Raw genomic sequence first — 12,144 nt, 5'->3', positions numbered from 1 at the left:
TCCAACGAAAGGAGGATGCTATCACGCTTTCCGCCCGGATTCTCCTGGTCGCCGCTCCCGGCCGGGCGATCAGTCGCAGCTGATCGCCTGCGTGACGACGCAGGGTGCAACCTTCTTCGTCGAGCCTTCCGGCAGCGCGCGCGAGCGCACGTTCAGCGCCGCCTCGGTGGGGATGACGAGCGGGCGGTCCTGCCCACCCGAATAGGACTGGACCGACGTGGTGGTCGCCGTGCGGCGCTTGCCGCCGGCATATTTGCGGCCCTTGCCCGGGCGCTTGCCCTCGACCGCCTTGGCGCCTGCGACCGGCGCCAGGTGATAGGCGAGCGCCACGCGCCTGGCGATGGCATCGCCCAGCGCCGCATCGCGGCCCTTCTGCTGCGGCATGAAGCTGTTGATCGTCAGCGTCCTCTTCGACGATGCGCCGGGGCCGGACAAGGTCACCGTCACCCGCGCGGTGCTCTGGCCATTGCTGCCCTCCCGGACGCCGGAGACCCGCACATCCATCGTCGCCGGGTCGATCGCGACGGTCCGGCGCGTCGCCCTGGCGGCCCGCTTCAGGTGCTCGCCGGTGCGCTTCAGCACCGTGGGAGACGCGCTGTCGTCGCCGCTCACCACGATCTTGCGGATATCACGGACCGGAAAGGCCTCGTCGGCGCTGGCGGCAAAGGGCGTGGAAAGGAGAAGCGTGGCGGAAAGAAGTGTGCGAACAAGGAACTGCATGAACTCGATACCGGTATGCTGGAGCATTTCCCGCCGAGGCGGCATCGCTCCGGCGCAGGACAATGCGATAAAAACAGGCGTTTAGAGCAATTCCGATAAACCGGATTTCACCGGAACTGCTCCATGTCGGATTTCGGCCGCGTGCCAAAATGGTGCGGACCTCTTAACAAAGTCTTTTCAGCGTGGAATTTCCGCAAGCACGGCGGCGGCGACGTCCATTTCCGCACGGCGCAGCTCGCGGCGACGGAAGGCCTCCTCGTCCGTGCCCCAATGCTCGATCTGCCAGTCCTCGTCGACATGGGCGAGCGTCCAGGCGCGGTCGGCGTCGATGACGTCCTCGGCGAGCGCCAGCGCCAACAGCGCCGAGCCGGTGAGCGTCGTCACCGTGTGCAGGCAGGCGAGCGCCAGTGGATCGCGGAAGGCGGCAAGCGCGGCGGAAAAAGCCTCGATCGCCGGGGCCGGCTGTTCCTGGTGCATCACGCCTTCGACGAGGATGAAGCGCGCGCCCCTTGCATCGGCCGCCCAGCGGATGACCGGATCCCAGCCCTCGCGCTGCCGCTCGACCAGCCCGGCCGGCGAATCCGCGCGGTAGCAGAGCATGTCCGTGCCGGCAAAGCGCACGATCTCCTCGAAGACCGCATCGAAATTCTCCGCGACGCCGTCGACGGCCGTGTTGACGAGCCGCGTCACGGGCATCTTCGCCGGATCGATCTCCTCGCCCTGCCCGTCCCATTCGGCAACGAGACGGTCGGCGATCGGCCTGGCCGGCACGGCGAGCAGCTTCTTGCCGGGCGTGCGCACCGGGCGGCCGTCGAGCAGGATGCGGTGGCCCTCCTCCGCCTCGTCCGTCGAGACGGCCTTGTAGAACCGCTTCGGCAACGGGCGCTTCATCTGGATCTGCGCGCGGCGCACCGGATCGGGATCGCTCATCGCATCGGAAAGGTCGCTCAGGATGTCACGCATCGGAAATCTCCAGCCATTCGAGAAGGTCGGCGGGCGTGCGCAGGATGTGATCCGCGCCGGCCTCGACCAGTTCGGGCACGGTGGCATAGCCCCAGGAAACGCCGATCGCCTTCGCGCCCGCCGCCTTCGCCATCTGCATATCGTAGACCGCATCGCCGATGACAACCGTGCGCACCGCATCCACGCCCGCCTCGCTGCAGCATTCCGTCACCATGGCCGGATGCGGCTTGGAGGGGCAGTCGTCGGCCGTGCGCGAGACGAAGAAGGTCTTGTCGAAGCCGTGTGCGGCGCGGATGAGATCGAGGCCGCGGCGGGACTTTCCCGTCACAGCGCCGAGGATCAGGTCGTCCTGCCGCTCCAGCCGCGCCATCATCGTGGCGATGCCCGGAAAGAGCGGCTCCTGGAAGCCGGGTTCGGCGCGCACGCCGGAATAGGCCGCCTTGTAATGCGCGGTCATCGCCAGCGCCTCGTCGTCGACATGCGGCTTGCCCTGCATGCGGGCGATGGCGATGTCGAGCGTCAGGCCGATGATCGCCTTGGTTTGCGCGATATCCGGCCGTGCGAAGCCGAAATCGACGAAGGTGCGCGCCATGACCTCATGGATCAGGTTGACGCTGTCGACCAGCGTGCCGTCGCAATCGAAAAGGACGAGCCGCATCAGTCTTCCTCGTCCGCCGCGTTCTGGTCGAAGCCGAAGAGGTTCCAGGTCTGCACCATGTGCGGCGGCAGCGGCGCGGTGACGCGCAGGCGCCCGCCGGACGGGTGCGGGATGTCGATATGGCGGGCATGGAGATGCAGGCGGTTCTGCACGCCGCCCGGAAACGCCCAGTTGACGTCCGCGTCGAAATATTTCGGGTCGCCGAGGATCGGGTGGCCGATATGGGCGGCGTGCACGCGGAGCTGGTGCGTGCGCCCGGTATAGGGCTCCATCTCGAGCCAGGCGAAGTTCTGCCCCGCCTGCTCGACGACGCGGTAGAAGGAAACGGCGTGGTCCGCACCGTCCTCGCCATGTTTGGCGATGCGCATGCGGTCGCCGTCAGGCGTCTGCTCCTTCACCAGCCAGGTCGAGATCTTGTCCTCGCGCTTCTTCGGCACGCCCTTGACCAGCGACCAGTAGGTCTTCTTGGTGTCGCGCTCGCGGAAGGCGGCGGTCAGCTTCTGCGCCGCGCCGCGCGTGCGGGCGATGACGAGCACGCCCGACGTGTCGCGGTCGAGGCGGTGCACGAGGCGCGGTTTCTCGCCCTTCTGGTTCGTCCAGGCTTCCAGCATCTTGTCGATGTGCCGGGTGACGCCCGAGCCGCCCTGCACGGCGATGCCCGCCGGCTTGTTGAGCACGAAGACCTTGTCGTCCTCATGCAGCAGCATGCGGGCGAGCAGTTCGCCATCGGGGGAATGTTTCAGGTCGCGGCCGGCGATGGGGCCGGCCTTCGGTCCCTTGGCATCCACGTCCATCGGCGGGATGCGGACCATCTGGCCGGGCTGGATGCGGGTGTCGCTCTTGGCGCGGCCGCCATCGACGCGCACCTGGCCGGAGCGCAGCAGCTTCTGCAACTGGCCGAAGCCGAGGCCCGGATAGTGGACCTTGAACCACCGGTCGAGCCGCATGCCCGCCTCGTCATTCTCCACCTGCTTGTGTTCGATGCCTGCCATCTTCGCCTTCTTTCGTTGCGCCGTGCTTTAGCGCAAGAACGGGCGAAGGGGAATATTGGAAACGGCGCGCGTCAGAATGCGCGGAAGGTCAGCGTCGTCAGCGAGCGCACGATGCCCGGGATGGAGGCGACGTGGTCGTTGATGAACTTGCCGATATCCTCCTCGCTGTCGACATAGATCTTCAGGAGAAGGTCATAGTCGCCGCTCGTCGAATAGAGCTCCGAAATGAGTTCCGTAGCGTAAAGCGCATCGGCGACCTCGTAAGTCTTGCCCGGAGCGCATTGCAATTGCACGAAAATCGGCTTCATCGGTCCTCCCGCGCCATCGGCGGCATGCTTGTTCCCGCCCGATTCCGGCGGCGTTCCACATCTCTTATGGCGGAATTCCGCCGGCAAAGGCAAGGCCGGCCGATAATCGTACAGACCGTTAAAATTCGATGAAAATGCAACCATGGCAATTCACACCCCGGAAAGATGCAACTGTTAAATTGCGACAACGAAAACCAACTCCGTTGAACGCCATGACACAGATCGTGACAGTTTCGCCGGCAACGGCCGCCTATGCATCGCAGGGGATGCGGTCGCAGACGCGTGCGAACACGCTTTTCGAGGAGCGCATCCATGCCTGGAGCGAGGATGCGAAGGTGCGCGGGGATGCCCGCGCGATCGCCGCGCTCAACGTCATCCATCCGCCGGCCCTGGCCCTGGCCTTGATCACCGCTCCCGGCGGCGCGCCGCAGGTGACGGTTGCCGAGGCGCAGCGCCTCTATGACGAGAACGAGCTGCCCGCCTTGCCGGAATCGGCCTGATCCTCCCCTCGGAAACAGCCGTCCTGCGACCTCAGGCCCCTTCGGGGGCTTTTTCTTTTCGCAGCCTCTTTCCCCGGCCCTTTCCCGCTACGACAAAAATTCGCTTGGGAGCGACGCAACGCTCTTGCCAAAGCGCAGGCAACGCCGTTATCTGGGGGCGACCTCGCTGGGAGAAGCCGGCCGCCCGACCAAGGGCATGGCCGGTGCCGAAGGAGCAACCGCCCCGGAAACTCTCAGGCAAAAGGACCAGCAAGGTGCCGTCGGAACTCTGGAGAGAAGCGTTTTTCGAGCGCTCGCCGAAGGGATAACAATCTCAGGCGAAGGGACAGAGGGGGCTCAGGAGAGCGGTGCGAAAGCGCCGGGATTGTGAGCCGGTGCCCGTTGGATAGGGGGCGCCACAGGACTGGAGGGCGCCTTTTGGACGGATCGTCTGAACTCAAGAAAACCCCGCTTCATGCGCTGAACATTTCGCTCGGCGCCCGCATGGTGCCGTTCGCCGGCTACGAGATGCCGGTGCAATATGCCGCCGGCGTGATGAAGGAACATCTGCATACCCGCGCGAGCGCCGGCCTCTTCGACGTGTCCCATATGGGCCAGGTCACCGTGCGTGCCCGCTCCGGCGACAATGCGGACGCCGCCCGTGCGCTGGAGACGCTGGTGCCGGTCGATGTCCTCGGCCTCGGCGAGGGCCGCCAGCGCTACGCCCTCTTCACCAATGATGCGGGCGGCATCCTCGACGACCTGATGATCGCCAATCGCGGCGACCATTTCTACGTCGTCGTCAACGCCGCCTGCAAGGAGGCGGATTTCGCCCATATGCAGGCGAAGATCGGCGACACCTGCGAGCTGACGCTACACGACGACCGCGCCCTCATCGCGCTGCAGGGCCCGCATGCCGAGGCCGTGCTCGCCGAACTGTGGGCGGACGTCTCCTCCATGCGCTTCATGGACGTGCGCGCCTGCGACCTGCACGATGCCGACTGCATCGTCTCGCGCTCGGGCTATACGGGCGAGGACGGGTTCGAGATCTCCATTCCCGCCAGCCTTGCCGAAGCGGTCTGTCGCCGCCTGCTCGACCATCCGGACGTGCTGCCGATCGGCCTTGGCGCGCGCGATTCGCTGCGTCTCGAAGCCGGTCTCTGCCTCTACGGCAACGACATCGATACGACGACGACCCCGGTGGAAGCCGGTCTCGAATGGGCCATCCAGAAGGTGCGCCGCACGGGCGGCGCGCGCCCCGGCGGCTTTCCGGGCGCGGCCGTCATCCTCGATCAGCTCGAAAACGGCGCATCCCGCCGCCGCGTCGGCCTGAAGGCGGAGGGCCGTGCGCCGGTGCGCGGCGGTGCGGTGCTCGCCACCGACGCCGAGGACGTCGTCGGCACCGTCACCTCCGGTGGCTTCGGCCCGAATGCCGACGGCCCCGTCGCCATGGGCTACGTCACCAAATCCGCCATCGCGCCCGGCACGCAGCTCTATGCCGGCGTGCGCGGAAAATTCCTGCCGATCACCGTGGCGGCGATGCCTTTCGTGAAAAACACCTTCAAGCGCTGACCATGACCCGATCCGCCCAGCTATTGCCCTCACCCCGCCCTCTCCCCGCAAGCGGGGCAAGGGAGACGCGAGGGCGCGGCAGGTTCCTTCGCCCCGCTTGCGGGCCGAAGGTGCCGGCAGGCGGATGAGGGGCGAAAGAACGAACGACCCTTCCCATAGAGAGGAACAGACATGCTGAAATTCACCGAAGAACACGAGTGGCTGAAGATCGAAGGCGGCGTCGCGACCGTCGGCATCACGGTCCATGCGGCCGAACAGCTCGGCGACCTCGTCTTCGTGGAACTGCCCGAAGTCGGCGCGACCTTCGAGAAGGGCGGCGATGCGGCCACCGTCGAGAGCGTCAAGGCGGCCTCCGACGTCTATTGTCCGCTTGACGGCGAGATCGTCGAAGTCAACGAGGCGATCACCGCCGATCCCTCCCTCGTCAACAGCGACCCGCAGGGCGCCGGCTGGTTCTTCAAGCTGAAGCTCGCCAACCCGGCCGATGCGGACAGCCTGCTCGACGAAGCCGCCTACAAGGAGCTTGTCGGCTGATGTCTCTCCCCAAGGATTTCGCCTTCACCGATTACCAGCCCTACGACTTCGCCAACCGTCGCCATATCGGCCCCTCGCCGAAGGAGATGGAGGCGATGCTGAAGGTGATCGGCTATGACAGCCTCGACGCGCTGATCGACGACACCGTGCCGAAATCGATCCGCCAGGAAAAGCCGCTCGAATGGGGCGCGCCGATGACCGAGCGCGAGGCGCTCGACAAGCTGCGCGAGACCGCCAACCAGAACAAGAAACTCGTCTCGCTGATCGGCCAGGGCTATTACGGCACGATCACCCCGCCGGTCATCCAGCGCAACATCCTGGAAAACCCCGCCTGGTACACGGCCTATACGCCCTACCAGCCGGAAATCAGCCAGGGGCGCCTGGAAGCGCTGCTCAACTACCAGACCATGGTCTGCGACCTCACCGGCCTCGATGTCGCCAATGCCTCGCTGCTCGATGAGGCCACGGCCGCCGCCGAAGCCATGGCCATGGCCGAGCGCGTCTCGAAGTCGAAGGCCAAGGCCTTCTTCGTCGACGAGAACTGCCACCCGCAGACCATCGCGCTGCTGAAGACCCGTTCCGAACCGCTCGGCTGGCAGATCATTGTCGGCGATCCCTTCACCGATCTCGACCCCGTCGACGTCTTCGGCGCGATCTTCCAGTATCCCGGCACCTACGGCCATGTGCGCGATTTCTCCGGCCTGATCGCCCGCCTGCACCAGACCGGCGCCATCGCCGTCGTCGCGGCCGATCCGCTGGCGCTCGCCCTCCTCAAATCGCCCGGCGACATGGATGCGGACATCGCCATCGGCTCCACCCAGCGTTTCGGCGTTCCGGTGGGCTATGGCGGGCCGCATGCGGCCTACATGGCCGTCAAGGACGCCTACAAGCGCTCCATGCCCGGCCGCCTCGTCGGCGTCTCCATCGATGCGCGCGGCAACCGCGCCTACCGCCTGTCGCTCCAGACCCGCGAACAGCACATCCGCCGCGAAAAGGCGACGTCGAACATCTGCACCGCGCAGGTGCTGCTCGCCGTCATGGCCTCGATGTACGCCGTCTTCCACGGCCCGCAGGGCCTGAAGGCGATCGCCCAGAGCGTGCACCAGAAGACCGTGCGCCTCGCCAAGGGCCTCGAAAAGCTCGGCTATACCGTCGAGCCCGACGTCTTCTTCGACACGATCACCGTGCATGTCGGCAAGCTGCAGGGCATCATCCTGAAGACCGCCGTCGCGGAAGAGGTGAACCTGCGCAAGATCGGCGAAGACCGCATCGGCATCAGCCTCGACGAGCGCTCGCGCCCCGTCACGCTGGAAGCCGTCTGGCGCGCCTTCGGCGGGAATTTCGAGGTGGCCGAGTTCGAGCCGGACTACCGGCTGCCCGAGGACCTGCTGCGCACCAGCGAATATCTGACGCATCCGATCTTCCACATGAACCGCGCGGAAAGCGAGATGGTGCGCTACATCCGCCGCCTCTCCGACCGGGACCTGGCGCTCGACCGGGCGATGATCCCGCTCGGCTCGTGCACAATGAAGCTGAACGCCACGGCGGAAATGCTGCCGATCACCTGGCCGGAATTTGCGGAGATCCATCCCTTCGTTCCCGCCGACCAGGCGCAGGGCTACCGATACCTCATCGAGGACCTGTCACAGAAGCTCTGCGACATCACCGGCTACGACGCCGTCTCCATGCAGCCGAATTCCGGCGCGCAGGGCGAATATGCCGGCCTGCTGACGATCCGCGCCTATCACCTCGCCAATGGCGACACGCACCGCGACGTCTGCCTCATCCCGACCTCCGCGCACGGCACCAACCCGGCATCGGCCCAGATGGTCGGCATGAAGGTCGTCGTCGTGAAAGTGTCCGACAATGGCGACATCGACATGGAGGATTTTCGCGCGAAAGCCGAGCAGCATGCGGACAACCTGTCATGCTGCATGATCACCTATCCCTCCACGCATGGCGTCTTTGAAGAGAACGTGCGCGAGATCTGCGAGATCGTTCACAAGCACGGCGGCCAGGTCTATATCGATGGTGCCAACATGAACGCCATGGTGGGTCTGGCCCGTCCCGGCGATATCGGCGGCGACGTCAGCCACCTCAACCTGCACAAGACCTTCTGCATCCCGCATGGCGGCGGCGGCCCCGGCATGGGCCCGATCGGCGTCAAGGCGCATCTTGCGCCCTTCCTGCCGGGCAGCCCGACAACCGGCGAGGCGGGAGCGGTCTCGGCCGCCCCCTTTGGCTCGGCCTCCATCCTGCCGATCTCCTGGAGCTACTGCCTGATGATGGGCGGCGAGGGCCTGACGCAGGCGACGAAGGTGGCGATCCTCAACGCCAACTACATCGCCGCCCGCCTGAAGGGCGCTTACGACGTGCTCTATGCGTCCTCCAAGGGCCGTGTGGCGCATGAATGCATCATCGACACGCGCCCGCTCGCCGACAGCGCCGGCGTCACCGTCGACGACGTTGCGAAACGCCTGATCGACAGCGGCTTCCACGCCCCGACCATGAGCTGGCCGGTCGCCGGCACGCTGATGATCGAGCCGACCGAATCGGAGACCAAGGCCGAGATCGACCGCTTCTGCGAGGCGATGCTGGCGATCCGCGAGGAGGCCCGCGCCATCGAGGAAGGCCGGATGGACAAGGTCAACAACCCGCTGAAGAACGCCCCCCATACGGTGGAAGACCTCGTCGGCGAATGGGATCGCCCCTATTCGCGAGAGCAGGCCTGCTACCCGCCGGGCGCCTTCCGCGTCGACAAATACTGGTCGCCCGTCAACCGCGTCGACAATGTCTATGGCGACCGCAACCTCGTCTGCTCCTGCCCGCCGCTGGAGGATTATGCGGAGGCTGCCGAGTAGGACGTCGCTCCGACCCTTCCTTCGTCATGGTCGGGCTCGACCCGACCATCCCCTGCCGGCACACCGCGGATGTGGATTCCCGGCTCAGGGGCGAGAATGACGACGGTAGATGGGGCAAGGTTTTCCCTCAGCTTGATGAACCCCGGCCGATGCCATCGGCCGGGGTTTTTCATTGCGGGCAGGGAAGGATCAGGGCGAGACGGCGACGTCCACCCAGAAGCGGGTAAAGCCTTCGGCGAAATCGCGGTAGCCGCTCAGCGTCGAGGGTTTGACGGCATAGGCATTGGCGCCGTTCTCATAGGCGCGGTTGACGTCGGCGGTGCTGGAGGACGAGGACAGCATGATGACGGGCGTCACCGCCGTGCGGGCGCGCCCGCGCAGCCGCTTGAGCAGGTCCATGCCGCTGGTGCCGGGCATGTTGATGTCGAGAAGGATATAGTCGAAGGCCTCGCGGTCCAGCCGGTCGCTCGCCAGTTCCGCGTCGGCGACGTGGGTGATCTCGATCATGCTGCCGGCATCGCTGAAGGCACGCATGACGAAGCGCACGTCCACCGGGTCGTCGTCCACGACGATCAGCTTTCTAGCCGAGCCTCCCACGATCGTTCCCCTTTGATTTTACGGGTTTCGGAAACGTCACGATGAAGCGTGCCCCCGGACCATACTGCGTGTCAAGCGTTATCACCCCGTTGTGGCTCTCGACGATCCGGCGCGCCAGCGCGAGTCCGACACCGGTGCCCTGATACACCGTCTCGTCGCGGTGAAGGCGTTGGAACACCTCGAAAATCCGCCCGACATGCTGTGGATCGATACCGATGCCGTCATCCTCGACGATGAACTGCGTGCCGTCAGCGCTCTCGCGGCAATAGACGCGCACGACGGGAGGATCGTCGGGCCGGCGATATTTCAACGCATTGCCGATGAGGTTCTGCGCCAGCCGCTTCAGGAGCTCGGGATCGCCCATCACCTCCGGCATCGGCGCAACCTCGACGCGCCCGTCGGCCTCCCGCACATGGCTTTCCAGGAGCGCCAGCGCATCGCGCACGACGTCGGAGAGCGAAACCGGCTTCGGCGCGGCGATGCGATAGGCGATCTGCGAGAATTCCAGCAGGCTGTCGATGATCCGGCGCATGCGCGCGGCGCTCTTGCGCACATGGTCGGCATAATGCGGCAGCTCGGCGATGTCGCCGCGATGCAGGTCCTCCGAGATCATCTCGGCGAACATGGACAGATGGCGCAGCGGCGCCTTCAGGTCATGCGAGACCGTGGCGGTGAACTGGTCCAGCGCCTCGTTCTTCCGGCGCAGCTCTTTCGTCTGGGCTTCCACCTGATGCTGCTGGCGCTTGGCCTCGGTGATGTCGCGCCCGACGCAGACGACCTCGCAGACACCCTCCCCGTCGAAGATCGCGACGGCGGTCCAGAGCATCCACATCATCTGGCCGTCATGCCCCTCGATGCAGATCTCCACGGTCTTGACGGGCGCGGCGCGGGTGTAGTTTTCGACGTCCATCAGCGCCGCGGTCGTTTCCGGTGCGCAGGCGATATCCGGCAGGTAACGGCCGATCAGCTCGTCCGTCGTCGAGCCGACGAAATGGGCGTACTTGTCATTGGCGAAACGGATCGTCAGGTCGCGATCGAAGCGCAGGATCATGTCGGGCAGGATCTGTAGCAGCGACAGGTATTCGCGCTGCTTCTTCTCCAGCGCCGCCTCGGCGCGCTTCAGTTCCGAGACATCGACGCGCAGCGCGACGATGTCGCCGGTCTCGGCCACATGGCTCTCGCCGCGGATCCACCGGTCCTTGCCGAATTCGAAGACCGTTCCGCCGCTGCCGGTCCGTCTGTGGCTTTCCAGGCGCGCCTGCACCATCGCCTCGGCCTCCGGCGTTCCCTCGCGGATGCCGGGAAACATGCCGGCGCGGATGTTCGCGCGCGTAATGCTTTCGAGGGTGACGCCGACGCGCACGGCGTCGCGGGCCGGCCCGCACCGCTCCTTGTAGGAGCGGTTGAACATGACCAGGCGCTCTGCCTCGTCGAAGATCGCAAACCCCTCGGTCATGGTGTCGAGCGCTGCGGCGATACGCTGGCCGAGCAGGATCTGCTCGCCATGGCTGCCCCCGCTCAGGAGGCTGCGCAGGAGGATCGCATAGGCCGGACCGCCGGCCGCATCCGGCAGGGCGATCACATGGGCCGTCGCGTCGAAGGTGGTGCCGTTGTCGTGGCGGAAGCAGAGGGCATGGGTGTTTTCGCGCCCGCCCGCGGCCTGGCGGGCAAGGCGGGCAGCGGCCCCTTCGCCCGCGAGCACGGCCGTGCCCGCCGGATCCCGGTCGTCGCGATTCCAGCCGAAGGTGCGGGCGGCCGCATCGTTATGGGAAAGGAGACGCGCCTCGGCATCGACGAGGACGACGGGAAAGGGCAGGTTCTGGTACAGTGTCGCGGCAAAGCCGTCCATCGCTCGCGCCCCTCTCCCTGGCGATCACGCGGCACCGGATTTTCGGGCCGCGTGGGAGACTAGGCAAAACCGCCGCCAAAGAAAAGCCGCAAGGCGCGCCGTTCGCGCGTCCCAGACTCAGCCGGCACGAACCGTCGGCTGGCCGGAGGCGGCAAGGGCCGCAAGATCGGCGGGCTTCAGCTCGACCGATTCGCCGCAGCCGCAGGCGGATGTCTGGTTCGGGTTGTGGAAGGTGAAGCCGGAGCGCAGCGTCGTCACCTCGAAATCCATCTGCGTGCCGAGAAGGTAGAGCACCGCTTCCGGCGCGACCCAGACGCTGGCGCCCTTGTGCTCGATCAGGTCGTCCTTGGCATTGGGCTCGGTCACGAGGTCGATGGCATATTCCATGCCGGCGCAACCGCCCTTCTTGATGCCGACTCGAATGCCTTTTGCATCGCCGCCGGCATTGTCGACGATCGCCTTGACGCGGTCTGCCGCCGCATCGGTAAGTGTCATCACTGCAAAGGCCATGGGCCGCTTCTCCTTCGCCGGCCGGGTTCAAGGCCCGGCGGTCTGCGACTCTGAATCTAGTGTTGGCGGGTTAACGGATCAAGTCACAGCGCTGAGAGTTT

General features: G+C 65.9%; 12 protein-coding genes and 1 riboswitch. Of the genes, 4 read left to right on the top strand and 8 right to left on the bottom strand.

What is annotated here, in order from left to right:
* Positions 1–69: 69 nt before the first annotated feature.
* The 5 genes from EV665_RS21060 to EV665_RS21040 all read right to left on the bottom strand — a co-directional run bounded on the left by EV665_RS21060 (position 70) and on the right by EV665_RS21040 (position 3,641).
* On the bottom strand, positions 70–747 hold the full coding sequence (locus EV665_RS21060) for a hypothetical protein (RefSeq protein WP_162853121.1): 678 nt from the start codon (positions 745–747) through the stop codon (positions 70–72).
* 150 nt (positions 748–897) lie between these two features.
* Positions 898–1,683, bottom strand: coding sequence for an ATP12 family chaperone protein (locus EV665_RS21055; protein WP_133035566.1), 786 nt, complete (start codon positions 1,681–1,683; stop codon positions 898–900).
* On the bottom strand, positions 1,676–2,341 hold the full coding sequence (locus EV665_RS21050; protein WP_064330090.1) for an HAD-IA family hydrolase: 666 nt from the start codon (positions 2,339–2,341) through the stop codon (positions 1,676–1,678). Before EV665_RS21050 ends, EV665_RS21055 begins: the two co-directional genes overlap by 8 nt.
* Positions 2,341–3,333, bottom strand: a complete 993-nt coding sequence (locus tag EV665_RS21045) for an RluA family pseudouridine synthase (protein ID WP_133035565.1) — start codon at positions 3,331–3,333, stop codon at positions 2,341–2,343. Before EV665_RS21045 ends, EV665_RS21050 begins: the two co-directional genes overlap by 1 nt.
* 71 nt (positions 3,334–3,404) lie before the next feature.
* Positions 3,405–3,641: an Lrp/AsnC ligand binding domain-containing protein gene (locus EV665_RS21040; RefSeq protein WP_024271053.1), complete on the bottom strand. Its 237-nt coding sequence runs from the start codon at positions 3,639–3,641 to the stop codon at positions 3,405–3,407.
* 224 nt (positions 3,642–3,865) lie between these two features.
* On the opposite strand from EV665_RS21040, the gene EV665_RS21035 reads away from it, so the two are divergent.
* The 4 genes from EV665_RS21035 (at position 3,866) to gcvP (ending at position 9,087) form a co-directional block, all read left to right on the top strand.
* Positions 3,866–4,141, top strand: a complete 276-nt coding sequence (locus EV665_RS21035) for a hypothetical protein (protein ID WP_133035564.1) — start codon at positions 3,866–3,868, stop codon at positions 4,139–4,141.
* 157 nt (positions 4,142–4,298) lie between these two features.
* Positions 4,299–4,400, top strand: a riboswitch (glycine riboswitch).
* A gap of 158 nt (positions 4,401–4,558) precedes the next feature.
* Complete coding sequence (gene gcvT, locus EV665_RS21030; protein ID WP_133035563.1) at positions 4,559–5,692, top strand: glycine cleavage system aminomethyltransferase GcvT; 1,134 nt, start codon at positions 4,559–4,561, stop codon at positions 5,690–5,692.
* Between the two features lie 171 nt (positions 5,693–5,863).
* Complete coding sequence (gcvH, locus tag EV665_RS21025; RefSeq protein ID WP_064330094.1) at positions 5,864–6,226, top strand: glycine cleavage system protein GcvH; 363 nt, start codon at positions 5,864–5,866, stop codon at positions 6,224–6,226.
* Positions 6,226–9,087, top strand: coding sequence for an aminomethyl-transferring glycine dehydrogenase (gene gcvP / locus EV665_RS21020; protein ID WP_133035562.1), 2,862 nt, complete (start codon positions 6,226–6,228; stop codon positions 9,085–9,087). Before gcvH ends, gcvP begins: the two co-directional genes overlap by 1 nt.
* A 189-nt stretch (positions 9,088–9,276) precedes the next feature.
* Here gcvP and EV665_RS21015 read toward each other — a convergent pair whose 3' ends face one another.
* From EV665_RS21015 to sufA, 3 genes are all read right to left on the bottom strand, one after another.
* On the bottom strand, positions 9,277–9,684 hold the full coding sequence (locus EV665_RS21015; RefSeq protein WP_064330096.1) for a response regulator: 408 nt from the start codon (positions 9,682–9,684) through the stop codon (positions 9,277–9,279).
* A complete protein-coding gene (locus EV665_RS21010) occupies positions 9,668–11,533 on the bottom strand; it encodes an ATP-binding protein (RefSeq protein ID WP_133035561.1) in 1,866 nt (621 codons plus the stop codon). The genes EV665_RS21015 and EV665_RS21010 overlap by 17 nt, the downstream gene beginning before the upstream one ends.
* Before the next feature lie 117 nt (positions 11,534–11,650).
* The gene (gene sufA, locus EV665_RS21005) at positions 11,651–12,043 is read right to left on the bottom strand and encodes a Fe-S cluster assembly scaffold SufA (protein WP_064330098.1); all 393 of its coding nucleotides are present in this window, start codon (positions 12,041–12,043) and stop codon (positions 11,651–11,653) included.
* Between the last annotated feature and the right edge of the window lie 101 nt (positions 12,044–12,144).

Source organism: Shinella granuli (genome assembly GCF_004341885.1).
Classification (GTDB): Bacteria; Pseudomonadota; Alphaproteobacteria; order Rhizobiales; family Rhizobiaceae; genus Shinella; species Shinella granuli.
The sequence above is the reverse complement of the archived record's forward strand: the minus strand, read 5'-3'. Positions and strand labels throughout refer to the sequence as shown.

What these genes read in the sequence shown, in the direction of transcription:
- EV665_RS21010 (WP_133035561.1), bottom strand. Translation starts at nt 11,533, where the DNA reads ATGGACGGCTTTGCCGCGACACTGTACCAGAACCTGCCCTTTCCCGTC.
- EV665_RS21045 (WP_133035565.1), bottom strand. Translation starts at nt 3,333, where the DNA reads ATGGCAGGCATCGAACACAAGCAGGTGGAGAATGACGAGGCGGGCATG.
- EV665_RS21060 (WP_162853121.1), bottom strand. Translation starts at nt 747, where the DNA reads ATGCTCCAGCATACCGGTATCGAGTTCATGCAGTTCCTTGTTCGCACA.
- gcvP (WP_133035562.1), top strand. Translation starts at nt 6,226, where the DNA reads ATGTCTCTCCCCAAGGATTTCGCCTTCACCGATTACCAGCCCTACGAC.
- EV665_RS21050 (WP_064330090.1), bottom strand. Translation starts at nt 2,341, where the DNA reads ATGCGGCTCGTCCTTTTCGATTGCGACGGCACGCTGGTCGACAGCGTC.
- EV665_RS21040 (WP_024271053.1), bottom strand. Translation starts at nt 3,641, where the DNA reads ATGAAGCCGATTTTCGTGCAATTGCAATGCGCTCCGGGCAAGACTTAC.
- gcvH (WP_064330094.1), top strand. Translation starts at nt 5,864, where the DNA reads ATGCTGAAATTCACCGAAGAACACGAGTGGCTGAAGATCGAAGGCGGC.
- EV665_RS21055 (WP_133035566.1), bottom strand. Translation starts at nt 1,683, where the DNA reads ATGCGTGACATCCTGAGCGACCTTTCCGATGCGATGAGCGATCCCGAT.
- sufA (WP_064330098.1), bottom strand. Translation starts at nt 12,043, where the DNA reads ATGGCCTTTGCAGTGATGACACTTACCGATGCGGCGGCAGACCGCGTC.